25 protein-coding genes and 1 tRNA gene are annotated in these 26236 nt (G+C 64.6%); 15 read left to right on the top strand and 11 right to left on the bottom strand.

Features of this window, described 5'->3' with window-relative positions:
• The first annotated feature begins 20 nt into the window (after positions 1-20).
• From FNJ84_RS21905 to FNJ84_RS02350, 3 genes are all read left to right on the top strand, one after another.
• A tRNA-Sec gene (locus tag FNJ84_RS21905) sits at positions 21-116 on the top strand.
• A 19-nt stretch (positions 117-135) separates the two neighbouring features.
• On the top strand, positions 136-528 hold the full coding sequence (locus tag FNJ84_RS02355; protein WP_143791297.1) for a hypothetical protein: 393 nt from the start codon (positions 136-138) through the stop codon (positions 526-528).
• 48 nt (positions 529-576) lie between these two features.
• Positions 577-1509, top strand: a complete 933-nt coding sequence (locus tag FNJ84_RS02350) for a 3-keto-5-aminohexanoate cleavage protein (RefSeq protein ID WP_143791296.1) — start codon at positions 577-579, stop codon at positions 1507-1509.
• Here the strand turns inward: FNJ84_RS02350 and FNJ84_RS02345 are convergent.
• Positions 1506-2246 carry an N-formylglutamate amidohydrolase gene (locus FNJ84_RS02345; RefSeq protein WP_143791295.1) on the bottom strand — a complete coding sequence of 247 codons (741 nt, stop codon included), beginning with the start codon at positions 2244-2246 and terminating at the stop codon, positions 1506-1508. The two genes, FNJ84_RS02350 and FNJ84_RS02345, sit on opposite strands and share 4 nt — an antisense overlap.
• A gap of 112 nt (positions 2247-2358) precedes the next feature.
• Between FNJ84_RS02345 and pyk the strand changes: the two genes are divergently transcribed.
• The 4 genes from pyk to rplT all read left to right on the top strand — a co-directional run bounded on the left by pyk (position 2359) and on the right by rplT (position 4759).
• Positions 2359-3804, top strand: a complete 1446-nt coding sequence (gene pyk, locus FNJ84_RS02340) for a pyruvate kinase (protein ID WP_143791294.1) — start codon at positions 2359-2361, stop codon at positions 3802-3804.
• Positions 3805-3837: 33 nt separating this feature from the next.
• Entirely contained in the window at positions 3838-4074 is a 237-nt protein-coding gene (locus tag FNJ84_RS02335; RefSeq protein WP_143791293.1) for a hypothetical protein, read from the top strand.
• Between the two features lie 109 nt (positions 4075-4183).
• The gene (gene rpmI, locus FNJ84_RS02330) at positions 4184-4384 is read left to right on the top strand and encodes a 50S ribosomal protein L35 (protein WP_143791292.1); all 201 of its coding nucleotides are present in this window, start codon (positions 4184-4186) and stop codon (positions 4382-4384) included.
• A 15-nt stretch (positions 4385-4399) separates the two neighbouring features.
• Positions 4400-4759: a 50S ribosomal protein L20 gene (gene rplT / locus FNJ84_RS02325; RefSeq protein ID WP_143791291.1), complete on the top strand. Its 360-nt coding sequence runs from the start codon at positions 4400-4402 to the stop codon at positions 4757-4759.
• A gap of 200 nt (positions 4760-4959) precedes the next feature.
• On the opposite strand, the gene FNJ84_RS02320 is transcribed toward rplT, so the two are convergent.
• Positions 4960-5235 carry a VOC family protein gene (locus FNJ84_RS02320; RefSeq protein WP_255471010.1) on the bottom strand — a complete coding sequence of 92 codons (276 nt, stop codon included), beginning with the start codon at positions 5233-5235 and terminating at the stop codon, positions 4960-4962.
• Between FNJ84_RS02320 and FNJ84_RS02315 the strand changes: the two genes are divergently transcribed.
• From FNJ84_RS02315 to FNJ84_RS02295, 5 genes are all read left to right on the top strand, one after another.
• A complete protein-coding gene (locus FNJ84_RS02315) occupies positions 5234-5485 on the top strand; it encodes a hypothetical protein (protein WP_143791290.1) in 252 nt (83 codons plus the stop codon). The two genes, FNJ84_RS02320 and FNJ84_RS02315, sit on opposite strands and share 2 nt — an antisense overlap.
• 1 nt (position 5486) lies before the next feature.
• Positions 5487-6860 (top strand): cytochrome P450, encoded by a 1374-nt coding sequence (locus FNJ84_RS02310; RefSeq protein ID WP_143791289.1) that lies wholly within the window; start codon positions 5487-5489, stop codon positions 6858-6860.
• A gap of 126 nt (positions 6861-6986) precedes the next feature.
• Entirely contained in the window at positions 6987-8393 is a 1407-nt protein-coding gene (locus FNJ84_RS02305; RefSeq protein WP_143791288.1) for a sodium:alanine symporter family protein, read from the top strand.
• Positions 8394-8573: 180 nt separating this feature from the next.
• Complete coding sequence (gene pheS, locus FNJ84_RS02300) at positions 8574-9656, top strand: phenylalanine--tRNA ligase subunit alpha (RefSeq protein ID WP_143791287.1); 1083 nt, start codon at positions 8574-8576, stop codon at positions 9654-9656.
• Positions 9657-9910: 254 nt separating this feature from the next.
• Positions 9911-10513 carry a DUF6173 family protein gene (locus tag FNJ84_RS02295; protein ID WP_143791286.1) on the top strand — a complete coding sequence of 201 codons (603 nt, stop codon included), beginning with the start codon at positions 9911-9913 and terminating at the stop codon, positions 10511-10513.
• A 15-nt stretch (positions 10514-10528) separates the two neighbouring features.
• Here FNJ84_RS02295 and FNJ84_RS02290 read toward each other — a convergent pair whose 3' ends face one another.
• The 6 genes from FNJ84_RS02290 to FNJ84_RS02265 all read right to left on the bottom strand — a co-directional run bounded on the left by FNJ84_RS02290 (position 10529) and on the right by FNJ84_RS02265 (position 19290).
• On the bottom strand, positions 10529-13681 hold the full coding sequence (locus FNJ84_RS02290; protein ID WP_143791285.1) for an efflux RND transporter permease subunit: 3153 nt from the start codon (positions 13679-13681) through the stop codon (positions 10529-10531).
• Entirely contained in the window at positions 13678-14817 is a 1140-nt protein-coding gene (locus FNJ84_RS02285) for an efflux RND transporter periplasmic adaptor subunit (protein WP_185968393.1), read from the bottom strand. The genes FNJ84_RS02290 and FNJ84_RS02285 overlap by 4 nt, the downstream gene beginning before the upstream one ends.
• Before the next feature lie 114 nt (positions 14818-14931).
• Positions 14932-15789 (bottom strand): carboxylating nicotinate-nucleotide diphosphorylase, encoded by an 858-nt coding sequence (gene nadC, locus FNJ84_RS02280; protein ID WP_185968392.1) that lies wholly within the window; start codon positions 15787-15789, stop codon positions 14932-14934.
• A gap of 1 nt (position 15790) precedes the next feature.
• Entirely contained in the window at positions 15791-17350 is a 1560-nt protein-coding gene (locus tag FNJ84_RS02275; RefSeq protein WP_143791282.1) for an L-aspartate oxidase, read from the bottom strand.
• A complete protein-coding gene (gene nadA / locus FNJ84_RS02270; RefSeq protein ID WP_143791281.1) occupies positions 17347-18318 on the bottom strand; it encodes a quinolinate synthase NadA in 972 nt (323 codons plus the stop codon). The genes FNJ84_RS02275 and nadA overlap by 4 nt, the downstream gene beginning before the upstream one ends.
• Positions 18319-18384: 66 nt before the next feature.
• The gene (locus FNJ84_RS02265) at positions 18385-19290 is read right to left on the bottom strand and encodes a hypothetical protein (protein ID WP_143791280.1); all 906 of its coding nucleotides are present in this window, start codon (positions 19288-19290) and stop codon (positions 18385-18387) included.
• A 191-nt stretch (positions 19291-19481) separates the two neighbouring features.
• On the opposite strand from FNJ84_RS02265, the gene FNJ84_RS02260 reads away from it, so the two are divergent.
• Positions 19482-19994 carry a gluconokinase gene (locus FNJ84_RS02260; protein ID WP_143791279.1) on the top strand — a complete coding sequence of 171 codons (513 nt, stop codon included), beginning with the start codon at positions 19482-19484 and terminating at the stop codon, positions 19992-19994.
• Positions 19995-20120: 126 nt separating this feature from the next.
• Positions 20121-22508, top strand: a complete 2388-nt coding sequence (pheT, locus tag FNJ84_RS02255; protein WP_143791278.1) for a phenylalanine--tRNA ligase subunit beta — start codon at positions 20121-20123, stop codon at positions 22506-22508.
• Between the two features lie 67 nt (positions 22509-22575).
• On the opposite strand, the gene lpxK is transcribed toward pheT, so the two are convergent.
• Genes lpxK through FNJ84_RS02240 form a run of 3 tightly spaced genes read right to left on the bottom strand, consistent with a single transcriptional unit; the run spans position 22576 to position 24976 of the window.
• Entirely contained in the window at positions 22576-23559 is a 984-nt protein-coding gene (gene lpxK, locus FNJ84_RS02250; protein ID WP_143791277.1) for a tetraacyldisaccharide 4'-kinase, read from the bottom strand.
• On the bottom strand, positions 23556-24731 hold the full coding sequence (locus FNJ84_RS02245) for a 3-deoxy-D-manno-octulosonic acid transferase (RefSeq protein ID WP_143791276.1): 1176 nt from the start codon (positions 24729-24731) through the stop codon (positions 23556-23558). Before FNJ84_RS02245 ends, lpxK begins: the two co-directional genes overlap by 4 nt.
• Positions 24731-24976 carry a DUF4170 domain-containing protein gene (locus tag FNJ84_RS02240; protein ID WP_143791275.1) on the bottom strand — a complete coding sequence of 82 codons (246 nt, stop codon included), beginning with the start codon at positions 24974-24976 and terminating at the stop codon, positions 24731-24733. The genes FNJ84_RS02245 and FNJ84_RS02240 overlap by 1 nt, the downstream gene beginning before the upstream one ends.
• Before the next feature lie 470 nt (positions 24977-25446).
• Here FNJ84_RS02240 and blaOXA point away from each other — a divergent pair, with 470 nt between their 5' ends.
• Positions 25447-26169, top strand: coding sequence for a class D beta-lactamase (gene blaOXA / locus FNJ84_RS02235; protein WP_221931911.1), 723 nt, complete (start codon positions 25447-25449; stop codon positions 26167-26169).
• The last annotated feature ends 67 nt before the right edge of the window (positions 26170-26236 follow it).

Below are 26236 nucleotides of genomic sequence, written 5' to 3'. Positions count from 1 at the left end.
TCGATCTGTTCGGCGCATCTGGAAGGGAATCGTCCCCGGTGGGGCGGCCGGACTTCAAATCCGGTTGGGGCAGCGAGACTGTCCTGGGTGGGTTCGACTCCCATTCCCTTCCGCCAGATTCTTCGGGGTTGGATCATGACTGATTTTGACGATTGGCTGGCCAGGACCTTTGCCGAGACCGACGGCTTCACCATGCTTATCGTGCTGGTCGCTGCGCGGGGCGGGCGCATCGACCTGCTGAAATCGGCGCATCTGCATGTGATCGGGGACGAGATGGGCTGGGCCGAAATGGCGGCCTACTTCGACGGCTCGGGGGCAGATTGGGATGCCGTCGCGCTATTTCGCGCCGATCGTGACGGGTTGGTGGGCGACAAGCTGGCGGCCGAGCGGCTGGATGCGCTGATGCGCGCCCTGCGTGGCGACCGGACGCTGATCCGCGAGGGGGTTTTCTTCAATCGCGACGGGCTGACCCTGCGACTGGATGACGCGCAGCCGCAGCAGCAGCCGCATCCGCCCGTCCTGCGCTGATCCGTCCGCGACAAGCCGCGCTGGCGGCTAGATTAAGGAACCGCAACCATGGCACCCAAAGGCAAGACGATCATCACCTGCGCCGTTACCGGCTCGATCCATACGCCGTCGATGTCGCCGCATCTGCCGGTGACGGCCCAGCAGATCGCCGATGCCGCCATCGGCGCGGCCGAGGCCGGCGCCGCGATCGTGCATCTGCATGCCCGCAACCCGCAGGATGGCCGGCCCGACCAGACACCGCAGGCCTTCAGGCCCTTCCTGCAACTGATCAAGCAGCGCAGCGATTGCGTGGTCAACATCACGACCGGCGGCGCCCCCACCATGACCATCGAGGAACGCATCAGCCCCGCCGCCACCTGGCAGCCCGAGGTCGCCTCGTTGAACATGGGCACGATGAATTTCGGCCTGTTCCCGATGCTTGGCCGGTTCGAAAGCCAGCTGAAATACCCGTGGGAACGCGACTATCTGGCCAATAAGGACATCATCTTTCGCAACAGCTTTGCCGATATCGAACATATCCTGGCCACGCTTGGCGCCAATGGCACCCGGTTCGAGTTCGAATGCTATGACAGCGCGCATCTGTATAATCTGAAGCACTTCCACGATGCCGGGCTGGTCCGGGGGCCGCTGTTCATCCAGACGGTCTTTGGCCTTTTGGGTGGGATCGGCGCCCATCCCGAGGACGTGATGCACATGAAGCGCACCGCCGACCGGCTGTTTGGCGATCAGTATCGCTGGTCGGTTCTGGGCGCCGGGCGGAACCAGATGCCCATCGCCGCCATGGCTGCGGCCATGGGCGGCCATGTCCGTGTCGGGCTGGAGGATTCGCTGTGGGCCGGGCCGGGCAAGCTGGCCGAAAGCAATGCCCAGCAGGTGCGGCAGGTCCGCCAGATCATCGAGGGGTTGGGTCTGGAGATCGCCACCCCTGACGAGGCACGCGACATCCTGTCGCTGAAAGGCGCCGATCAGGTGGCGTTTTAAAGGCCCGATTCGGCCAGCACGCGCTGGATCACCGGGGCCAGCCTGTCGGCCCAAAGCTGTTGGCCCGCGGGATCGGCGATCAGGTCGTTGCGCAGCTCGATCAACAAATGGGGGCGGTTCATTTGCAGGCTGTGGCGATCGACCGAATCGCCCTGCAACTTGCCGCTGTAAGGTTGGTTGTCGCCGGTGATCCAGCCCATCTGACGGCAGGCCTCGACCATCGGCTTGGCCAGCCGGTCGTCATCCCATGGATACAGGATCGCGACCTCCCAAGGGCGCGGGGCGCGGCCGCGAAGCTGGGGGGTAAAGCTGTGCATGGCGCAGATGGCGGTATCGGGGCGCCGCGCCGCCAGCGCCTCATAGGCGTCGTGATAGGGGCGATACAGGCGCTCGATCCGGCGCTGACGCTCGGCCGCATCGGCATGGCGGTTGGCGGGGATGATGGTGCCGTCATAAAGCCGCATCAGCAGGGTCGGGTCGTCCTCGCCCCGGTTCGGGTCGATCACCAGCCGCGAGAAATCCGACAGGATCGCCGGCGCATCCAGCCGTTCCGCCAAAGCGCGCGTCAGCCCGGCAGCCCCGACATCATAGGCGATGTGGCGGCCCATATCTTCGGGGGCGATTCCCAGATCGCCGCCACCCACCCAGTCGGGCACGCGATTGGTCGCGTGATCGCAGGTGATCAGCCAGCGCGAAGGCCGATCTTCGCCAATTGTCGTGAAAGCTTTATCAGTCATCGTGTCAACTCTGCCCCATCTGCGGGTTTATTCAACTTGCGTGACAAGTGCCAGTTGCCGCAGCGTCCCGCTTGGGGCATAGGTAGCGCAAACATGAAGGAGGCCAATGCAGATGAGACGGCACCGCAAGGTCAAGATCGTGGCGACCCTGGGTCCAGCCTCCAGCGACGAGGCGATGATCCGCAAGCTGTTCGAGGCAGGGGCCGACGTGTTCCGCCTGAACATGAGCCATGGCAGCCATGACGATCACCGCGCCCGCCATGCGACCATCCGCAAGATCGAGGCCGATACCGGCCGGCCGATCGCCATTCTGGCCGACCTTCAGGGGCCCAAGCTGCGGGTCGGGCAATTCGCCAATGGCCCGCACGAACTGGTGAATGGCCAGCATTTCCGCTTTGACCTGAATGACGTCAAGGGCGATGCGAACCGCGTCCAGCTGCCGCACCCGGAAATCTTCGCGGCGCTTCAGAAAGGGTCTGAACTACTGGTCAATGACGGCAAGATCCGGCTGCGCGTGGAAGATCACGGCAAGGATTTCGCCGATTGCATCGTGACGGCGGGGGGCGAGATTTCCGACCGCAAGGGCGTGAACGTGCCCGATGTGGTGCTGCCGCTGGCCGCGCTGTCGCAGAAGGACAAGGCCGATCTGGAATTTGCCTGCGCAATGGGCGTCGACTGGCTGGCGCTGTCCTTTGTCCAGCGCGCCGAGGACGTGGAAGAGGCCAAGCTGCTGGCCAAGGGCCGCGCCGCCGTTCTGTCCAAGATCGAAAAGCCGGCCGCCGTGCGCGCCTTTGACAGCATTCTGGCAGTGTCTGACGGGGTGATGGTGGCGCGTGGCGATCTGGGTGTGGAACTGCCGGCCCATGCCGTGCCGCCGATCCAGAAGCGTCTTGTGCGGGCCTGCCGCACCGCCGGCAAGCCGGTGATCGTGGCCACGCAGATGCTGGAATCCATGATCGAAAGCCCCGTGCCCACCCGCGCCGAGGTCAGCGACGTGGCCACCGCCATCTATGAAGGCACCGATGCGGTGATGTTGTCGGCCGAAAGTGCGGCAGGCGATTTCCCGGTCGAGGCGGTGACGACGATGGACAGCGTCGCCCGCTCGGTCGAAAGCGACCCGAACTATCGCGAGATGATCGAGGCCACGCGCCATGTCAAACGCCACTCGGTCGCCGATGGGATCGTCACCGCCGCGCGCGAGATCGCCGAGACCACGGATATTGCCGCGATCTGCGCCTTCAGCCAGTCGGGCACCACGGTCAGCCTGGTCGCGCGCGAACGCCCGCGCGTGCCGATTCTGGCGATGACGCCGGTGGAAACGGTTCTGCGCCGCCTGTGCCTGACCTGGGGCACCCATTGCGTGATGACGCCACGGCTGAATCGCTTCAAAGAGGCGGTGGTCCATTCGGCCCGCGCGGCCCGCGATGGCGGCTTTGCCGATGAGACGAGGCAGATCGTGGTCATGGCCGGTGTGCCGTTCAACGTGCCGGGCACCACGAACATCCTGCGCATCGCCCCTTGTGATGAGCGCTTGATCTATAGCACCGATCCAGAATAACCCGTCTGGAATGGAAATAACCGGGTCATTGACATGACTGATCTTCTGCTGCTGGGCGGTGCCGCACTATGCGCGCTGTCCCTTGTCGTCGCCGTGGTCCAGCTTTTGCGGACGGAACCGCCCCGCGCGGCGGCGATCCTGTTGCTTTTGGGAATTGTCGCGATGTTCGCCGGCGCCTATCTGAAGGAAGGGCCGTTTCAGGCGCAGGATATTCCTGATGCCTGGGGTCGGACCTTTGTGCCGGCGCCAGCGCCCGCTGCGACCCAGTAGGGCTTGCAATCCAACCGGCGCCCCCGTATAGGGCGCGCTTCTACCCGCGTGGCCGGCTGATTGGCATTGCCGAGTCGCGCGTTCACTCTGACCGTTAGAGGAGACGAAAATGCCGAAGATGAAGACCAAATCGGCCGCGAAAAAGCGGTTCTCGATGACTGCCTCGGGCAAGGTGAAGTCAGCTCAGGCCGGCAAGCGCCACGGGATGATCAAGCGCACCACGAAATTCATCCGTGACGCGCGCGGCACCACCGTCCTGTCGGACGCTGACGCCAAGATCGTCAAGAAATACATGCCCTATAACCGCTGATCCGAGGACTGACACATGGCACGAGTTAAATCCGGCAAGGTGACCCACGCCCGCCACAAGAAGGTTCTTGACGCGGCAAAGGGTTACTATGGCAACCGTTCGCGCAACTTCCGCACCGCCACGCAGGCTGTGGACAAGGCGAACCAGTATGCCACCCGCGACCGCAAGAACCGCAAGCGCAACTTCCGCGCGCTGTGGATTCAGCGCATCAACGCCGCCGTCCGCGCGGTGGATGCCGAAATGACCTATTCGCGGTTCATCAACCTGCTGGCGAAAGCCGGGATCGAGGTTGACCGCAAGGTTCTGGCCGATCTGGCCGTCCACGAGCCCGAGGCGTTCACCGCCATCGTGGAAAAGGCGAAAGCCGCCGCCTGATCTTTCAGGGACAGTCATCGCGAAAGGCCCGCCCGCTTGGACGGGCCTTTTTTCTTGTGCTGTCCGCCGGTCGTGTTGGTCAGCTTCGCCACGGGGCGAACGCACCGATATCGGTTCACCAAAGCTGCCGCGTTCCGCCCGGCGTTTCGATTGTGGCCGCATCGTGGAAGCTGTGACCGGGCAGGATGTCAGGTGGCCGATCAATTGCCATTTCCCGATAAATGGGGCTGATCCTCTCTGGCTGGGGGTGCAGCAGCGTAAAACCGGAAAGGCGCGCGCCCCGGATCGACCCCGTCAGGGCCGAGGGCAACGATTTCCAGATAGACATTGTCACCAAGCTGAAGCCGACGGTTATGTGTGGCCATATAGGCGTGACGGGTGCCGAAGGGGACAGCGATACCCAGGCAGTCTTCAACATGCTGAACGCCTTCGCGCAAAGTTGGCGCTATGACGGTAAGGTGGTCCAGACTGAACATGGCCGAGCATCGCCTGCAAAACGGCGCAGCCAATCCGCACCAATCAAAACAGTCGTCGGATCATGTCAAGCGAAGGTCCGAAAAAGCCGTAAAGCAGACCGTCACGACCCGTCGAGACCGGTTTTTTGTTGATCCCGCCATGGCTGACAGCTTGCGCTGTGCGATGCGGCTGATCATGTTGAGGGCAGTTGATCCGGGCCGCGCGTTTCGCCCCGCCTTGCCGGATCGCCCCGGCAGCCAGGATGATTGACATGAACGCAAAAGCCGACCGGGCATCCCCTTCGGACGCGGGTTTGCCGCCGCGCGTGGCGCTTGCCCGTCGGCCGATGGGCATCTTTGCCAGCGCCATGACCGCGCGACGGAACGTGCTGGAACTGATCCCGGAACTGGCCCTGCGGCAGCCTATGGTTTCAGGCAAGGTCGGGGTGCGCTGGCATATGGTGATGGACCCCGATGCCCTGCGCCGGGTGTTGCTGGAAAAGCTGGACGATTATCCCAAATCGGATGTGACCAAGCTGATCCTGAAGCCGGCGATCGGGGACAGCCTGTTCGTGGCCGAAGGCGCGCATTGGCGCTGGCAGCGCCGCGCCGCCGCCCCGGCCTTTTCGCATCGTCACGTGACTGCGCTGGCCCCGGTGATGACCTCGGCCGCCGAGGCCTCGTCCCGGCGCATGGCGGCGGCGACCGGGCCGGTGAATATCCTGACCGAGACCGTGACTGCGGCATTCGAGGTGATCTCGGATGTCACGTTTTCGGGCCATGGCGGGTTTGACCGCGACATGGTGCACAAGGCGATGGACGCCTATATCGCCCAGGCCGCCAGGGTGTCGGTGCTGGATGTGCTGGGTCTGCCGGGATGGGTGCCGCGCCCCGGCCGCGTCATTGCCGGGACCAGCCTGCGCCGGATGAAGCGGCTGGCCGATCAGGCCATCGCCGCCCGCGCCGCTGCTGGCCAGAAACATGGCACGCCCGATCTGCTGGATCTGCTGCTGGACGCCCAGGACCCCGAGACCCGGCGCAGCATGACCCGCGAGGAATTGCGCGACAACCTGCTGACCTTCATCGTCGCCGGGCACGAGACGACCGCGCTGACCCTGGCCTGGGCGCTGTATCTGTGCGCCTTCGACCCCACCGTCCAGGATCGCGCTGCCGACGAGGCGCAATCGGTTCTGCACGGGCGCGGCGCGACTGTGGCGGACATGCCCCGGCTGCCCTTCGTCACCCGCGTCGTGGACGAGGCGCTGCGGCTGTATCCGCCCGCCGCCTTCCTGTCGCGCACGGCGCTGACCCATGACCAGCTTTGCGGCCGCGAGATCCGGCCGGGCGATACGGTGATGCTGCCCATCTATGCCCTGCACCGGCATCATCTGCTGTGGGACGAACCGGATTCCTTCCGCCCCGACCGGTTTCTGACGCCGCCGGACCGTTTCGCCTTTCTGCCCTTCGGCGCCGGCCCTCGCATCTGCATCGGTGCCAGCTTTGCCACGCAAGAGGCGGTCATCATCCTGTCCACGCTGCTGTCGCGTTTCCGGTTCCAGATTGTCACCGACCGCCGGCCCGAGCCGCGCATGATCCTGACGCTGCGCCCGCATGGCGGTGTGTGGCTGAAAGTGACGCCCCGGTAAGGCCATATGCACGGCGACCACAGTCTGGTGCAGCCGTGACGGGCGCGGCGATGCCGGTGGCTCTGCTCTTGCGGTGGTCACGGGTCTGTTACACACTCGGGTGACGGGGGCAGAAGGAACAACGCCATGAACGCCGTCATCGACTTTCTGAACAGTATTTTCTGGGGCTATATCCTGATCTATGGCCTGCTGGCCGTTGGGGTGTATTTCACCATTCGCCTGCGCTTCATCCAATTCGTCCATTTTCGAGAGATGTGGCGCTGTGTCACCGGATCGGACAAGACCGACCGTGACGGGATCTCGCCCTTTCAGGCGCTGACAGTGTCGCTGGCCAGCCGCGTCGGCACGGGAAATATCGCCGGCGTCGCCGTGGCGCTGACCCTTGGCGGGCCGGGTGCGATCTTCTGGATGTGGATGGTGGCGCTGGTCGGCATGGCCACGGCCTATGCGGAATCGGCGCTGGCGCAGCTGTACAAGGTGCATGGCCCCGGCGGCATGTATCGCGGCGGCCCGGCCTATTACATCGCCAACGGGTTGAAGCAGCCCTGGCTGGCCGCGATTTTCTCGGTCGCGCTGATCATCTCGTTCGGACTGGTGTTCAACGCGGTGCAGGCCAATTCGATCGCCGAGGCGGTCTCGGGGGCGTTTGGCATCAACAAGGCCATCGTCGGCGTTGCCGTCGCGGCGCTGACGGCGGTGATCATCTTTGGCGGCATTCCGCAGATCGCCCGCGTGGCCGAAAAGGTCGTGCCGCTGATGGCCGGGATCTATCTGCTGGCCGCGATCACCGTGATGATCATGAATATCGGCCATGTGCCGGGCATCCTGATCGGCATCGTCAAATCGGCCTTCGGCCTGCAAGAGGCCGTGGGCGGCGTTGCCGGCAGCGTTGCCGCCGCTGCGCTGAACGGGATCAAGCGCGGGCTGTTCTCGAACGAGGCCGGGATGGGGTCTGCGCCCAATATCGCGGCCGTGGCGGTGCCCAACCCGCATCATCCGTCCTCGCAGGGCTTCGTGCAGGCGCTTGGCGTGTTCATCGACACGATCCTCGTCTGCTCGGCCACGGCGGTGATGATCCTGCTGGCTGACGTCATGCCGTCCTCGGAACTGACCGGTGTGGCGCTGACGCAGGCGGCGCTGTCGGATCACTTTGGCAGCTTCGGGCATGTTTTAGTGGCGGTGGCGATCTTCTTCTTCGCCTTCACCTCGATCATCGGGAATTACTCCTATGCCGAAAATGCGGTCGTCTATCTGGGCGGCGGCACGGCCGGCATCATGGCGCTGCGGGTCGTGGCGCTGGCGATGGTCGTCTGGGGCGCGATCCAGACGGTTGCGACGGTGTTCAACTTTGCCGATGCCAGCATGGGGCTGATGGCCACGATCAACCTGATCGCCATCGTGCTGTTGTCGGGCACCATCACCTATATCACGCGCGACTATCTGGCGCAGCGGAAACAGGGCAAAGAGCCCAAGTTCCATGTTGCCGAACACCCGAAAATCGCAACGGGTGTGAATGCCGAAATCTGGAAATAGGAAAACGGGCAGGGGGCCTTTTTCGGGGCCCCCTTTCCCTTTGCGGACTGTCTGAACGGTTTTGACCGTTCTGAAAGATGCATGGCCGCAGCAGGGTGGACGCGATCCCTGGTGCCGGAACCCTTTCCCCCAGGCGTCACAAATGCTAACGCATCGCCGATCACGACGCCGAGGCACCCGATGGACGACCTGACCCCCCTTCGCCAGCTTTGGCTGGACCGCATCAACACCGCCGCCGATCCGGCCCAGATCGAGGACGTGCGCCTTGCCGCCCTTGGCAAGAAGGGCGAGATCAGCCTGAAGATGCGCGAGTTGGGCAAGATGACGCCCGAGGAACGCCAGACCACCGGCAAGGCCCTGAACGAGCTGCGCGACGAGTTGGACGCCGCCCTGCGCGCCCGCAAGCTGGCGCTGGAGGATGCCGCGCTGGACGCGCGGCTTGCCGGCGAATGGCTGGATGTGACCCTGCCGGGCCGCCCGCGCCCCGCCGGCACCATCCATCCGATCAGTCAGGTCATGGACGAGGTCACGGCCATCTTCGCCGATATGGGCTTTGCCGTTGCCGAAGGCCCGCAGGTCGAAAGCGACTGGTATAATTTCGACGCGCTGAACATTGCGCCCGAACATCCCGCGCGTCAGGAACATGACACCTTCTTCATGCATCGCGCACCGGGCGACGACCGCCCGCCGCATGTGCTGCGCACCCATACCAGCCCGGTCCAGATCCGCGCCATGCAGCAGACCGGCGCGCCGATCCGCGTCATCGCGCCGGGCCGCGTCTACCGCATGGATATGGACCAGACCCACACGCCGATGTTCCATCAGCTTGAAGGTCTGGCGATCGGCCGCGACATTTCGATGGCGCAGTTGAAGTGGACCCTGGAAGAATTCTGCCGCGCCTTCTTCGAGGTGCCTTCTGTCGAGCTGCGCTTCCGCGCCAGCCATTTCCCCTTCACCGAGCCCTCGGCCGAGGTCGATATCCGCTGTTCCTGGGAAAACGGGCAGTTGAAGATCGGCGAGGGCGATTCGTGGATGGAAATTCTGGGCAGCGGCATGGTGCATCCGCATGTCCTGCGTTCGGGTGGGGTCGATCCCGATCAGTGGCAGGGATTTGCCTTCGGGATGGGGATCGACCGGCTGGCGATGCTGAAATACGGCATTCCCGATTTGCGGGCCTTCTTCGAGGCCGATCTGCGCTGGCTGCGGCATTACGGGTTTGCGGCAGGGGATGTGCCCAGTGTGTCGGGCGGGTTGTCGCGTTAAGGCGTGCCAACACCAGCATCCGGCTGCGCTATGCCCCTTACCCCGGCACTTACGCACCCGCTTTGATCCGAATTCATAACCGTAGGGTGCGTGCTTGCACGCACCGCTGGCCCGCCCCTCGTGTTCCAGGCGCGACAATGGAAACCGCCGTTGCGGCAATACCGCTCGCGACCACGGCTTGTTGACCGCGCCTGGCCTTCACCTTCCGCCCGTTTCCGGCCATCCTGTGAAAAAAGCAGTGACAGGCAGACGAGATGATCTTCAAGTCGAAGAAAACCCGCACCGAACCGACGCTTAGGAAATCGGCCGCGCCCGAGCCGCAGCCGAAGGTGACCAAACCCGCGCCCAAGTCCTCCGCGACCAAATCCGCCGCGACCAGATCAGCCGCAGCGAAGCCCTCCGCGCCGCCAAAATCGGCCGCACCCTCGGTTGGGCCGGCTTTCACGGGCGCACCTGTCATCGTGCCGACCGATGCCGCTGTCCCCGCGCTTGCCCCCGACCTCTGGCCCACCGGGGACGAGGCCGATCAAGCCACGCTGCATGCGGCGGAAGAGGTGTTCAATCACCTGCTGGCCCGCGTGAAGGATTTTCAGGCCAATCTGCCCGACAATCACGAACTGGGTATCCAACTGGCCAATTTCGGCAGCGAAAGGGCGCTGCATGTGCGCGGCATGGGTTTTCGCAACCCCAATATCATCGAATTTTACGGCCTGCTGGATGGCGACAAGAAGGTCGCCGTGGTCCAGCATGTCTCGCAGCTGAACTTCCTGCTGGTCGCGGTGCCGCCCCCGGCGCAGCAGCCGCCCTATCGCATTGGCTTTGGTGCCGAATTGCATACCGGCCCCGATCAGGTCTGACGGGGCCGCTGCGGATCAGTTTGCGCGGCTTTCGGGCGCGGATGGCTTTCGCCCAAGCTTCCGCGCCGTCCATTCCTTCATGCTTTGGATCAGGTAATACAGCGACGGGATGATGAACAACCCGATCAGCGTCGCCCCCAGCATGCCGCCGATGACGGTGATCCCGACCGCGTTCTGCGCGCCCGCGCCCGCGCCATGCGATTCCGCCAGGGGCAGCACGCCAAAGATGAACGCCAACGCCGTCATCAGAACCGCGCGGAACCGCGCCTCGGCCCCGGTTCGGGCGGCCTGCATGATGGGCATCCCCTCTTCGCGCCGCTCTTTCGAGAACTCGACGATCAGGATGGCGTTCTTGGCGGCCAGCCCGATCAGAAGAACCAGCGCGATCTGGACGTAAAGGCTCATCTGATGGCCTGTGATGACCAGCCCGAGCGCTGCGCCGAAACCCGCCGCACCCAGTGACAGCAGGATCGCGACCGGCAGCGCAAAGCTTTCGTAAAGCGCGACGAGGAACAGATAGGCAAAGACCAGCGACAGCACATAGGTGATGTATTGGTTGCCCCCACCCTCTTGCTCCTGAAGCGACAGCCCGGCCCAGGCCACGTCATAGCCTTCGGGCAGATCATTCTGCGCGATCCGCTCGACGGCGGCCATCGCGACGCCTGAACTTTGCCCGGCGGCGGGCTGGCCGTTCACCGATGCCGCAACCGACTGGTTGAAGCGGGTGATGACATATGGCCCCAGCTCTGTTGTGGTCGATGCAACGGTGCGCAGAGGCACCATCGCCCCGCTGCTGCTGCGGACATACAGGTTCAACAGGTCGTCGACGTCGTTCCGGTCTTCGCTGTCAGCCGCCAGCTTGACCTGATAGTTCCGGCCGCCGGTGGTGAAATCATTGACATAACTGGAACCGAATGCCGCCCCGATCGCGGCATAGATGTCCGACGGGCTTACGCCAAGCCGCTCGGCACGCACCCGGTCGACATTCAGATAGACCTGCGGAACATCGGCGCTGAAGGTCGAGGCCAGCCCGCCGATCGCAGGATCCTGATTGGCCGTCGCAAGGAAGGCCCGCAATGTCTGCGCCAGCTCGGCCGGTGGTTGCCCCTGAAGCGCCCGCAGCCGCATGTCCAACCCGCCCACGGCGCCAACGCCGGGGATCGGCGGTGGCGTAAAGGCCGCGATTGTCGCGCCGGGAACCTGGCTGAAGCGCTGGTTCAGGCTGCCGACGATATGGCCCAGTTCGGTTTCCTCGGTCTGGCGGTCATCCCAAGGCTCAAGCGCGGCGATCGCCATGCCGCCATTGGGCGCGATCGTACCTTGCAGGATGCTGAAACCCGAAACCGAGATGACTTCTTGAATGCCCGGCGTATCGCGCAACTCTTCGCGGACAAGGTCCATGATCTGTTCCGTCCGCTGCAACGAGGCGGCGTCGGGAAGTTGCACGTTGATGAACAGCGCGCCTTGATCCTCGTCCGGCAGGAAGGTGCTGGGCAGCGAGGTGAAGAAATAGACGGCACCAAAGGCACATGCGGCCAGAATGCCGACCGGCACCGGCCAGAACCGCAGCATGAAGCCGACGACCTTGCCATAACTGCTGCGCAGCCAGTTCAGGAAATTCTCGATCCAGCGCAGCGGGCCGCGCCTGCCACCCGGCTTTGGCGGGCGCAGCAGGATCGCGGCCATGGCGGGGCTGAGCGTCAGCGCCACGATGGCCGACATGACCAGCCCGCCCGACAGCGTCACGGCGAATTGCCGGAACAGCTGGCCATTGATCCCCGGCAGAAAACCGGTCGGCACCACAACCGCCAGCAGCACGAATGTGGTCGAGATGATCGGCCCGGTGATCTGGGTCATGGCCTGCCTTGCGGCCTGCGGCACCGGCGTTTCGGGATGTTCCTCAAGGATATGCTGAACGTTTTCGACCACAAGGATCGCATCGTCCACGACCAGCCCGATGGCCAGGACCAGCGCCAGCAGCGAGATCATGTTCAGCGAATAGCCCATCAGCATCAGGACGGCCATGGCGCCAAGCAACGACACCGGGATCGAGACCCCAGCAACGATGGTCGCCCGCCAGTCCTGAAGGAACACGAATGTCACCAGCATCACGATGATGAACGCCTCGACCAGAATCCGCAGGATCAGTTCGACGCTGGAGGTGACGAAAAGCGTGGAATCATAGACGGATTGATAGCTCAGATCCTGGGGAAAGCTTTGCTGTGCCTCGTCCAGCATGGCAAGAACCGCATCCCGCGTTTCCAGCGCGTTTGCACCGGGGGCCAGATTGACCTGGATCATCGTCGCGTTCCGGTCACCCACCAGCGCCTGCGCGGAATAGGTCTGCGCGCCCAGCTCAATCCTGGCGACATCGCCAAGCCGGACGATGCTGCCATCGTCACCGGTCCGCAGGATCAGGCGTTCGAACTCCTCTGGTTCGGACAGGCGGCCTTGCGACACCAGCGTATATTGGACATCGGTGCCCTCTGGCGCAGGCGGGCCGCCGATTTCGCCAAGCGCGGCCTGAATGTTCTGTGATCTGATCGCTGCCGAGACCTCGGCCGCGGTGACGCCAAGGGCGACCATCTTGGACGTATCCATCCAGACGCGCATCGCGTATTCCGACGTTCCGACCGACGACGCATCGCCCACGCCGGGAACGCGGACGATCTCGTCCACAAGGGTGGTGTTCACATAGTTCGCGACAGCCAGGTCGTCCATCTGGCCGTCAGCCGCGAAAAACCCAAGTGCCAGCAGAAAGTCCGGCGAGCTGGCGCGGACGGAAACGCCCTGCTGCTGAACCTCGCTTGGCAGGCTGGACGAGGCCAGCGACACGCGGTTCTGCACATTGACCTGCGCCTGGTCGGGGTCTGTTCCGATCGCGAATGTGATGGCCAGCGTATAAAGGCCCGCGTTCGAGCTGGTCGATGACATATAGCTCATGTCGTCGACGCCGTTGACGGCGGATTCGATCGGGCCGCCGATCACCTCGGAAATGGTTTCGGCACTGGCACCCGGATAGCTGGTCGATACGTTGATCGTGGGTGGCGTGATGTTCGGATATTGCTGGATGGGCAAAGCCAGAAGGGCGATCCCGCCCACGATCGAGATCAGGATCGAGACGACCAGCGCAAAGCGGATGCGGGTGATGAAGAAATTCGATATCATGGCGCATTGCCGCCAGTGGCAGCGGGCTGTGCCGCGCTGGCGTTGACCTTCATGCCATTCTGAAGCCGCTGGACCCCCTGCACCACGATCACCTCGCCGCCTTCAAGCCCCTCGGTGACGGCCCAGCCATTCTCGACACGCGGCCCGGTCGAAATGCGCCTTTGCGCGACCGTGTCATCGTCGCCGACCTGAAAGACATAGCGCCCTTCGCGGTCCTGAAGAACGGCGGTTTGCGGCACGACCGGCAGCACCTTGGGGTCTTTTTCCGCGATGACCATGGTGACGAACTGTCCCGGCAGCAGCAGCGCGTCGGGATTGTCATAAACGATCCGCACCGCCACGCTGCCGGTGGCGGAATCGACCTGATTGGCGATGTATTCCAGCGTTCCGGCCTGCGGATACTCGGTGCCATTGGCCAGAACGAGGTTGAAGTTCACGGCCTCATCACCATTCTCGGCGACGCCGCCTTGCTGCATGTCCAGCAGCAGCTGTTCCGAGATGGAAAAAACCACACGAATCGGGTCAAGCTGCACGATCTGCGCCAGCGATCCGGCCGATGGCCCGACGAAATTGCCTTTGGTGATGATGGCCTGGCCGATCTTGCCCGCGATCGGGCTGGTGATGGTGGTATAGCCCAGGTTGATCTGGGCCAGCTCGACCCCAGCCTGCGCGGCCTGCACATTGGCCTCGGCGACCTGGAAATCGGCGCGCGCCTGTTCAAGGTTCACTTGCGCGGCGGCGTTTCGGTCCACCAGCTCCTGCTGGCGGTTCGCTTCGCTTTCCGCCCGGGCGCGCTGCGCCTCGGCCTGGGCCAGACTGGCCTGGGCTGATGCGACCTGCGCCTGGTACTGGTTTGGCTCGATCAGGAAAAGCTGATCGCCCGAGCTGACAATCTGGCCCGCGTCAAACGAAACCTCTTCGATAAAGCCCTGAATCCGGGCCTGCACCTGGACGCTTTCAATCGCCTCGACCGTTCCGGTAAAGCTTTCGGCTGCCTCGATCGGGGCCAGCTGGATCTGATGCGTGACGACGGCTGGCGGGGGCGGTTCCTGACCCAAGGTGGCGGTCGCGGACAGGCCCAACAGGCAGGAAAGAAACAATGTGGCCTGCGACCTGAACTTTGGCAAAACCTGCATCAACCCACCCCCCATGAAATCATTATCCAATGATTCTCATAACATGGCTGAATTGAATTTTATATCCACATCTGCAACCGGGAGTGGTTCGACTTCTGTTGGCCGGTCTGCCGGCTACCCGACCGAAACGAAATCCAGCCCGATATCCAGCGTTGGCGCGCTGTGGGTGATCCACCCGACCGAGATCAGATCGACCCCGGATGCCGCGACGTCCGGGGCGGTTTCGGGGGTTATGTTGCCGGAAGCCTCGGTCACGGCACGGCCTGCGACGATGTCCACGGCCTGACGCAGCATCTGCGGGGCCATGTTATCCAGCAGGACTACATCGACACCAGCTGTCATGGCCTGATGCAACTGATCAAGCGTGTCGACCTCGACCTCTATCCTGACCATATGGCCGACATTCTTGCGGGCGCGTTCGATGGCGGTGACCACATCGCCCGCGATGGCGATGTGGTTGTCCTTGATCAGCACTGCATCGGCCAGCGAAAAACGGTGGTTCATGCCGCCCCCGGCGCGGACGGCGTATTTTTCCAGCGCCCGCAGCCCCGGCGTGGTCTTGCGGGTGCAGGTGACGGCGGCGCGGGTGCCCCGGATCGCGTCGGCGATGCGCGCGGTCACGCTGGCGATGCCCGACAGGTGGCCCAGGATGTTCAGGGCGGTGCGCTCGGCCGTCAGCAGGCTGCGCGAGGGGCCCTCGATGGTGGCGATGCGGGTGCCCGGCGTGACCCGGTCGCCATCTGCGACATGGGCGGTGAAGATGCAGGACGGATCGACCAGGTCAAAGGCCAGCCGCGCCGCATCCAGCCCGGCAATGGCACCGGGTTGCCGAACCATCGCCGTCACGACCGAGCGGTGCCCGGCCGGGATCACGGCGGCAGAGGTCAGATCGCCGGCAAGGCCCAGATCCTCGGCCAGCGCGGCACGGATCACGGGTTCGACCATCAGGCGGGGCAGGGGGGCAAGGTCCATGTCAGGCGCTCCGTGCGGGGACAAGATCGGGGGCGGTGATGCCCTGTGCCGCGGCAATGATCTGCGACAGAGTCATGCTGTGCCGCGTGCCGATTGGCTGGCTGGCCGGGAAATCGGTGCGGGAATGCGCGCCACGCGATTCCTGACGCAGCCGGGCAAAGACAGCGACAGACAGCGCCACCAGCGCCGGGTCGGCGCCGGGGCGATCCGACAGCGCAAGTGGCAGCAACTCGGCAATGGCCATGTCCAGCCCCTCGGCATCGCGCAGCACGCCCAGATGGCGCGACACCACGGCGCGGACAGGCGCCGGGTCAGCCGGTGCGATGGTCGTCGGCGCCAATTGCGGCCGTGGCTGGGGTTGGCGGCGAGGAAAGCGATGGTCGCGAATGTCGCGGGCCACGGCCATGCCCATGACGGCGGCCTCCAGCAGGGAATTGCTGGCCAGCCGGTTCGCGCCATGCAACCCGGTCGAGGCGCATTCGCCCACCGCCCACAGACCCGGCAGGCTGCTGCGGCCCTGCGCATCCGTCAGGATACCGCCCATATGGTAATGCGCCGCCGGCTGCACCGGGATCAGATCACGGGCAGGGTCGATGCCATTGGCGGCGCAAAGCCGTGCGATGCCTGGAAAGCGCGAGCCGAAGCGGTCGCCGATCGCCGCCCGCGCATCCAGAAACACGCGCCGCCCGGCCTTGATCTGCGCATGGATCGCACGCGCGGTCACATCGCGCGGTGCCAGTTCCTTGCCGGGCGTCCCGTCCATGAACCGCTGCCCCAGATCGTTCAGCAGAATCGCGCCCTCGCCCCGCACGGCCTCGCTGATCAGGGCAAGCGGGTGGCTGTTGCTGGCCAGGGCGGTGGGGTGGAACTGGACAAATTCCATATCGGTCAGCACCGCGCCCGCACGGGCGGCCATGGCGACACCGGCACCATAGTTACCGACCGGATTGGTCGTCGCATCAAAAAGACCGCCGATCCCGCCGGTCGCCAGCACCACCCGCCATGCCGGGATATGCCGCATACCGCCCGCCTGATGCACCATGATGCCGGTCACGCGGCCGTTTGCCATGGTCAGCCGCCGGGCATCCGCGCCGGCAATCACGGTGACCGACGGGCAGGCGCGAACCGCCCTTGCCAGCGCCTCCGTTATCGCGGCCCCGGTGCCGTCGCCGCCCGCATGCAGGATACGACGGCGGGAATGCGCGGCCTCCAGCCCAAGGGCGATGGTGCCATCCGCGTCGCGATCAAAGATCATGCCATTGCGGGCCAGCATCGCGATGGCCTGCACGGCGTGATCCAGGATCGTGGCGGCGATATCGGCGTCACACAGCCCGTCACCGGCGTCCAGCGTATCGGCCAGATGCAGCCCGGCATCGTCATCCGCGCCGACACTGGCGGCAATCCCGCCCTGCGCCAGCGCGGTCGAGCTGCCTTCGCCCAGACAGTCGCGGGTCAGCAGCAGCACCGGCAGCGGCGCCAGCGCCAGGGCGGTCGTCAGCCCCGCGATGCCGCTGCCGATGACGATCACCGGATCGTCCGGCCCTGCCCCCGGCCCGTTCATACCGCCAGCATCCGTTCGACCGCGCGGCGCGCAGGCTCGGCAATGGCTGGGTCAACCGTCACCTCATGCCGGTTCAGTTCCAGCGCCTCGCGAATATTGGCAAGGCTGATCCGCTTCATATGCGGGCACAGATTGCAGGGGCGGATGAATTCCACATCCGGGTGATCCACCGCGACATTATCGCTCATCGAGCATTCGGTCAGCAGCACGACCCGGCTTGGCCTGTTCGTCCCGACATAGCCCGACATCACCGCCGTAGAGCCGGAAAAATCGGCCTCGGCCACCACCTCGGGCGGGCATTCGGGATGCGCGAGGATCGTCACGCCGGGCCAGGAGGCGCGCAATTCGCGCACATCCTCGGCTGTGAACAGCTCGTGCACCTCGCAATGGCCGTGCCAGGCGATCAGTTCTACATCGGTTTCGCGCGCCACATTCCGCGCCAGATATTCGTCGGGCAGCATCAGCACACGCGGCACACCAAGCGATTCCACCACCTGCCGCGCATTGCCCGAGGTGCAGCAGATATCCGAGGCCGCCTTGACCGCCGCCGAGGTGTTCACATAGGTCACCACAGGCACACCGGGATGGGCCTGACGCAGCAGCGCGATGTCCTCGGGCGTGATCGAATCGGCAAGCGAGCAGCCCGCAGCCAGGTCGGGGATCAGCACGGTTTTTTCCGGGTTCAGCAGCTTGGCAGTCTCGGCCATGAAATGCACACCGGCCAGCACGATCACATCGGCATCAACCTCGACCGCCTTGCGCGCCAGCGCCAGACTGTCGCCGACAATATCGGCCACGCCGTGAAAGATCTCGGGCGTCTGATAGTTATGGGCCAGAATCACCGCGTTGCGTTCCTGCTTCAGCCGCAGGATTGCCCCGATGTCATCCTCGAACATCATCCAGTCGGGCGCCGGAATGACCTTGCGGACCGGTTCATACAGCGTGGGGAAGCGAAGCTGAGTGTTCATGGCAGGCTCCTTTATACTCTGAATGAGTATATTCGGAGACTCATTTATACTCGGATTGAGATTATGTCAATCGCGGGATAGTGGCAGCCGCGATCCGGCCAGCGCCCGCGCCTCAAGCACCGCGCGGCGATAGCGGAACAGCTTGGCCGGGCGGCCGCGCGTTTCCTGTGCGATTTCGCCGGTTTCCTCGATCAGTGCGTGCTGGTCGATCTGCCGGCGGAAATTGGGCTTGTGCAGGCGCAAGCCCGAAAGCGCCTCGGCGGTTTGCTGCAATTGCAGCAGGGTGAAGCTGTCGGGCACCAGTTCGAACATGACAGGCTGATATTTGATCTTGGCCCGCAGCCGCGCGATGCCGGTCGCCAGAATGCGGCGGTGATCGGCCATCATCGGGCGGCCAAAGCCCGGCCCCTGCAACGACCCCGCCTCGTCGACAAGCCGGGCTTCGTACATCAGTTCATAGCGTTGCAGCACAAGGTCTTCGTTCCAGCCCCTGCCATCCAGATCAAAGGCAAAGCTCGCCCGGCGCAGGCGTTCCGCACGGGACGCACCGCCGCCTTCGGCCCAGTCATGCAGATGGCGGGTGATCTGGCCCAACATGTCGGGCCGGCCCTCGCGGTGATCTTCCCAGGGGAAATATTCATACCAGCCATGCCATTCGGATTGGTCCGCGCCCGCGACCGATTGTTCCTGAACCAGCCCCAGATAGCTGATCGAGATCCGCCGCGCACCGATGCCGGCATCCATGCCGCGCCCGCGATCGGCAAAAGTATACAGCTGCTCAAGATAGCCGACCGGGTGGTGGGTCTGATCCTCGACCCAGGACCGCAGCCCGGCTTGCAGGCTGTGATGGCTGGATTCCAGATTGCCGGACGGCAGCCCGCCGCCCCGTTCGATCGTCATGACCCGTGGCTGACCCGTGGTGACGGCGACCAGCACGGCGATCAGTTCAGCTTGGGCGAAACCGGTTGGCAATCAAGGCTCTCGTTCATGGCACGATCAGCGGCTAGCATGAATTTCCCGGCAGTCCAATCGGCGCGCGCCGCGGGCCAGGGTTCGATTTCCCCGCCGATGGCGATGACAGGGCCGGCAAAGCCACCTAATCTGCATCGCAGGATCGGCCCACGGTATGCCGCTGCGGGTCAAACGGGACGGGATGGACGCAGATGCAGGATCGGCTGGCAATCATCGTCATGGGCGTCAGCGGCGCCGGGAAATCGCTGATCGCGCGGCAACTTGCCGGGGCGCTTGCTGCCCCCTTCATCGAGGCTGACGACCTGCACAGCCAGGCCAATCGCGACAAGATGGCTGCGGGCATCCCGCTGACCGACGACGACCGCTGGCCCTGGCTTGATGCGGTGGGCCGGGAACTGGGCGGGCAGGCGCGGGCGCAGGGTATGGCCGTTGCAGCCTGTTCGGCGCTGCGTGCGGCCTATCGCGACCGGCTGGCTGGCGCGGCCGATCTGCCGCTGCGCTATGTCCATCTGGGCGGAACGCGCGAGGTGCTGGCCGAAAGGCTGGGCCGGCGAAAGGGGCATTTCATGAGCCCCGCCCTGCTGGACAGCCAGCTTGCCACGCTGGAACCGCCTCGGGGCGCCAATGTGCTGACCTGCGATATTGCGCAGCCATCTGCCGCGATCATGACCGCGATTCTGGATTGGCTGCCTGCGCGATCCTGACCCCGCACCAGCCAGGTCAGGTCCGGGGCGAGGGTTCGAATCGCTGTGCCCTACCAATCCGCGCCGGCTTGGGTTAGGAACCGCCTCATCACAGGCGGGCAATGGCCCGAAGCGACGGTTGGCGACATGAAATTCACACTCTCCTGGCTCAAAGAGCATCTCGATACCACGGCCACGCTGGACCAGATCACCGAGGCGCTGACCGATCTTGGCCTAGAGGTCGAAGAGGTCTCGGACCCTGCGGCGCGGCTGAACCGTTTTACCATCGCCAAGGTGATCGAGGCGGTCCAGCACCCCGATGCCGATCGCCTGCGGGTGCTGAAGGTCGCGACCGATGAGGGCGAGAAACAGATCGTCTGCGGCGCCCCGAATGCGCGCGCCGGTCTGATCGGCGTGCTGGCCAAGCCGGGCGATTATGTTCCCGGCATCGACGTGACGCTAAGCGTTGGCAAGATCCGTGGCGTCGAAAGCCACGGCATGATGGCATCCGAGCGCGAGCTTGAACTCAGCGACGAACATGACGGCATCATCGAGTTGCCCTCGGGCGAGGTCGGCCAGCGTTTCACCGACTGGCTGGCCGCCAATGCGCCCGAAAAGATCGACCCGATGATCTATATCAAGATCACCCCCAACCGGCCCGATGCCCTGGGCGTCCACGGAATCGCACGCGATCTGGCGGCACGGGGACTGGGCCGTCTGAAGCCCGTTCCGCAGGCCACCATCAAGGGCGCTTTCGCCAGCCCGATCAGCGTCACCATCGCCCCTGAAATCGCCGCCAAGGCGCCGTTCTTCAGCGGCCGTGTCGTGCGTGGCGTCAAGAACGGCCCCAGCCCCGACTGGCTGCAAAAACGCCTGCGTGCCATCGGCCTGCGCCCGATCAGCGCGCTGGTCGACATCACCAATTACTTCACCTTCGACCTGAACCGCCCGCTTCACGTCTTTGACGCGGCCAAGGTCCATGGCAATCTGCACCTGCGCGGCGCCCGCGCCGGCGAACAAATCACCGCGCTGGATGACAAGACCTATGCCCTGCCCGAAGGCGCCGTTGTCATCAGTGACCATGAAGGCCCCGAAAGCATCGCGGGCATCATGGGGGGCGCGCGTTCCGGCTCGCAGGATGACACCACGGACGTGTTCATCGAGGCCGCCTATTTCGACCCGATCAGCACGGCGGCAACGGGCCGCGCCCTGCGCATCCATTCCGATGCGCGCTATCGCTTCGAGCGCGGCATCGACCCTGATTTCACCCTTCAAGGGCTGGATCTGGCGACACAAATGGTCCTCGACCTCTGCGGCGGTCAGCCGTCCGAGGTCGTGACGGCCGGCGCCATCCCCGCGACCGACCGGGCCTATCGGCTGGACCCGGCCCGCACCGCCAGCCTTGTCGGCCTGGACATCCCCGAAGCCGAACAGCGCGCCACCCTGGAAAAACTGGGCTTCCGGCTTGAGGGCGAGATGGCTCACCCCCCCAGCTGGCGCCCCGATGTGCTGGGCGAGGCTGATCTGATCGAGGAAGTCGCCCGCATCGCCAGCCTCAGCCGGCTGCAAGGCAAGCCGCTGCCCCGCCCGCAGCCCGGTGTGCCGTTGCCGGTGCTGACGCCCATGCAGATGCGCGAAAAGGCGGCCCGCCGCATGGCCGCCGCCCTGGGTTATAACGAATGTGTCACCTACAGCTTCATCGACCAGGCCTCGGCTGCGCTGTTCGGCGGCGGCAGTGATGCGGTGCGGGTCGAAAACCCGATCAGCAGCGAGATGACGCATCTGCGGCCTGACCTGCTGCCGGGGCTTCTGGCCGCCGCCGCGCGAAATCAGGCGCGTGGTTTCGCGGACCTGGCCCTGTTCGAGATTGGCCCGGTCTTTTCGGGCGGCGAGCCGGGTGATCAGGCGATCCGGCTGTCGGGCCTGCTGGTGGGCGGCAACGCCCCCCGCGATCCCTATGGCAGCCGCCGCAAGGTGGATATCTATGACGCCAAGGCTGATGCCGAGGCCATTCTGCAAACCATCGGCGCAACCGCGCGGGCGCAGATCAACCGCAAGCTGGACGGCTGGTGGCATCCTGGTCGTGCGGGCAATATCGCCCTTGGTCCCAATGTCCTGGCCACATTCGGCGAGATTCACCCCAAGGTGCTGCGCCAGATGGATGTGAAAGGTCCTGCCGTGGGCTTTACCATCCAGATCGCCAATGTGCCCTTCCCCAAGACGAAAACGCCCACCCGCCCGGCACTTGATGCCTCGGGCCTGCAAGCGGTGGAACGCGATTTCGCCTTTGTCGTCGATGCGCGGGTCGAGGCGCTTGCGCTGGTCAATGCAGCCTTGGGCGCCGACAAGGCGCTGATCGAAAGCGTCACCGTCTTCGACCAGTTCACCGGGCTGGAGGATGGCCGCAAATCCATCGCCATCACCGCACGCCTGCAACCGCGCGACAAGACCCTGACCGATGCCGAGATCGAGGCCGTCAGCCAGAAGATCATCGACAAGGTCCAGAAAGCCACCGGCGGCACCCTGCGCAGCTAAGGCGCGGGTTGCGCATCATCCGTGCCCAAATATCCACGGGGGTCCGGGGGTGGTAAACCCCCGGTCCTCAGGCCGGAAACAGGTGATCCAATGCGGCTTGCAAGGGACCGTCATCGCCGATCTGCAACCGCACCGGCAGGGCCAGTACCTTGGGCCGAAAACTGCGCGGCAACCGCACGGCATCCTTCTCGGTCGTGACCAGTTGGGCCCCCAGCAACCGCGCCTCGGTTTCCAGCCGGGTCAGCAGGGCCGGCGTGAACGGCTGGTGATCGTCCAGCGCCTCGCCCCGCGCCAGATCGGCCCCCAGACTGGCCAGCGTGGCAAAGAACTTCTCGGGATGGCCGATGCCGGCAAAGGCCAGCACCCGATGTCCCTGCCAGTCGATCCCGGTCTGCAACGGCTCCAGCACCCCGCGCAGATGCGGCGGCGCCCCTGCGGGGGCGGCAAAGCCGGCCTGCGCCGCCGGCCCGCCGATCGACAAAAGCAGATCGGCGCGGGCCAGCCCGACGGGGACCGGCTCGCGCAGAGGGCCGGCGGGCAGGCACAGCCCGTTGCCGAACCCCTTCGCCGCATCCACGACAATCAGTGACAGATCATGTGCCAGTGCCGGATCCTGAAACCCGTCATCCAGAATGATCGCCTGCGCGCCCGCACCCGCCGCCGCTTTTGCGCCTGCCAGCCGGTCCTTGGCCACCCAGACCGGCGCAAAGGCCGAGATCAGCAGCGGCTCGTCCCCGGTCAGGGCGGCGTCATGGGCGCGCTCGTCGACGCGCAATGGCCCGTCAGCGCTGCCACCATAGCCGCGCGAGACAACATGCGCCGCCACCCCCCGGCGCTGCAATTCCTGCAACAGATGGATCACCGTGGGCGTCTTTCCCGTGCCGCCGGCATTCAGGTTGCCTATGCAGATCACCGGCGGCCCCGGTCGCACCCTTGCCCCTTGCGCCAGCCGGCGGGCGGTGGCTGCGGCATAGATCGCACCAAGCGGTCGCAGCAGTTGTGCCGCCAGCGTCGGCGGGCGGCGATACCAGAATGCGGGTGCGCGGGTCATGATTTCACAGCCTTCAGCCGGGTCAGGACGGGTTGGGCGATGTCCAGCGCCACACCGGCGCCGCCAGTGCTGACCGCCCAGGCATTCGCAGCCAGCACGGCGACCTGCTGGGGCTGCGACAGCTGGGCCACGGCCGCGGCCAGATCCTCGGCATCGCGCACCCGGCGGGTCGCAGATGCGCCCTGAAGCTGCTGCCATTCGGTATGATACCGCCCCTCATGCGGGCCGTGGATGATCGCCGAACCAAGCGCGGCGGGTTCGAATGGATGGCGCGCGGCCTCGTCATCGCCCGACAAGGTGCCGCCCATGAAGCACAGCGGCGCCAGCCGATACCACAGGCCCAGTTCCTGCGCGTCCTCGGCGAACTGAACCTGAATTTCGGCGGTGGGCTCTTCGTCCGCATTGCGGCGGGCGACGATCAGCCCGCGCTCCTCGAAGCGGTCGGCCATTGCATCGGCCTGATTCGAATCGGCCGGGTTCACAACCAGCAGGGCCCGATGCGAATGCCGCAGCGCGGCCAGATGCGCCTGCAAGACCGCCTCTTCCTCTGCGACGGGCACGGCGGTGGCCAGCCACACATGCCGGCCCCGCAGCATCGCGGCCAGCAGCGCCCTTTCGCCCTCGAATCCCGGCAGCGGATTGCGGATCTGGGTCACCGGCCCGGTCATGCGCACATGCGAGGCCTTAACCCCCAGCCCAAGCGCCACATTGCGGCTGGCGGCGTCGGTGACGCAGATCAGGTCGATGGCCTCCAGCAACCGTGCCTGAAGCGAGCGGCCAAGCCCCCAGCCCGGCTTTTCCCGGATCTGCGCCTGCGCCAGATAGATCGGGATATCGGCTTCCTCGGCCGCGTGGATCAGCGCAGGCGGCAGGTCATTGCCCAGCAGCAGCAGCGCGTGGGGCCGGGCCTCGGCCAGCAGTTGTGGGGCGGCAACGGGATTTTCCGCAATGTCGGCCATGCCGTCGCGGCCCAGTTCAAGCACCCGCAGCCGCGGCATCGCATGGGTCAGGATCTGAACCACCTGTGCGGCGGCAGCTTCGGCCTCGGGGGTGGTGCGGATGATCAGCAGCGGCCCGTTGCCAGGCGGCAGCGACAGGTTTTGCAGCTGCCCGCCACGCTTGCGGCGCAACTCCAGCCATAGCCCAAGCGAACCAAGGCTGGACGCGGCCATCAGGCGCCCAGTTCCTCGGTCGGGCTGACCTCGGTTTCCTCGTCGCGCAGGCGATGCAGGTGGGCGATGAAATAGCGGGTATGGGCGCTGTCAACCGTGCGATGTGCCTCGGCCTTCCAGGCGTCATAGGCCTGGGCATAGTTCGGAAAGACGCCGACGAGATGGATATCCTTCGTGTCACGGAACTCGGTCCGTTGCGGGTCGACAAGCTCGCCGCCGAAAACAAGGTGCAAACGCTGGCTCATGGGTTCTCCTGCCATTCGGTTAGGGCCAGAACCTAACGCGGGTGCGGGGCGAACTCTAGCGGGTTTGTCTAAAACCCTAAGGGCTTTGAATTTGCTTGGAATCAGGGGTTGGGCTATTGCTTGCTCAACGGCGACCAGGATGGTCAGCCCGCGAATTTGATCCCAAGTGGAATACGTGCGGTGGTAATGGGGCACGTGAGGGGAGGGTTCCGGCTGATCCTGGGGGATGCCGGAACCCTTTTTCGTTTGGCGTGTTGGCGGGTTCCTTTAAGCTATGTCAATCCTGCAACTGACCCGGCTGGTCGCAGCCCAAAGCAGTCAGCCGTCGGTTTGCGCGACGCATTGATGGGGGGATGGACAAGCCAAAGCGATGGAGGTTTGTCTTGCGCATTTGGATTCCTGCGCTCGCCGTTGCGCTTTTGACGCTTGCAACTTTTCCGGCAAGGTCGGGGACGATTTGCACGATCCTGATGGACGCGCGGTCGGCAGAGGTCTTGTTGGAGGACGGGGATTGCTCGTCTCGTGTCACCCCTGCTTCAACCTTCAAGATCCCGCTGGCGGTGATGGCCTATGATGCGGAAATTCTGAGAAGCGCGCATGATCCCGTCATGAAATTCCGTTCAGGAGACCCCGACTGGGGCGGGGCAAACTGGACTCGTGATACAGATCCCACTGATTGGATGCGCTATTCGGTGCTATGGTATTCTCAGCGTATTGCCCAAGCCATCGGAAGCGATGCCTTAACGCGCTATGCGCAGGAATTTGGTTACGGAAATGCCGATTTCTCTGGCGATCCGGGATTTGAAAATGGACTGGAAAGGGCATGGGTATCCTCATCGCTGCGGATATCCCCGCATGAGCAGGCAACCTTCTTGCGGTCTCTGGTTCTGGATAAATTGCCAGTGGATCAGCAGGCGATGTCACATGCGCGCGACCTTGTTGAAGTCCACCAGTCAGGGGGGTGGCACCTTCACGGAAAAACCGGCGGGGCCTATCCTCGGCGGGCTGATCGCAGCTTCGACTACGCGCATGGGTGGGGTTGGTATGCGGGTTGGGCATGGCGCGAGGATAAGGAAAAGCCGCTAATTTTTGTGAGACTGACCCAATCGACAAAGCGCAGCTCCTCATCACCCGGCCTGCTTGCTCGTGACGCCTTTTTACAGGAATGGCCTCAACTTGCAGGAGGGCAATGACCGCTTCGTCCCGCAGGGCGGACCATCCGGGTTCGGCGGCGCAGACCGGTTCACCCGCCGCCCCCAA

The sequence above is a fragment of the Paracoccus sp. M683 genome, from assembly GCF_007096355.1.
GTDB lineage: Bacteria > Pseudomonadota > Alphaproteobacteria > Rhodobacterales > Rhodobacteraceae > Paracoccus.
The sequence above is the reverse complement of the archived record's forward strand: the minus strand, read 5'-3'. Positions and strand labels throughout refer to the sequence as shown.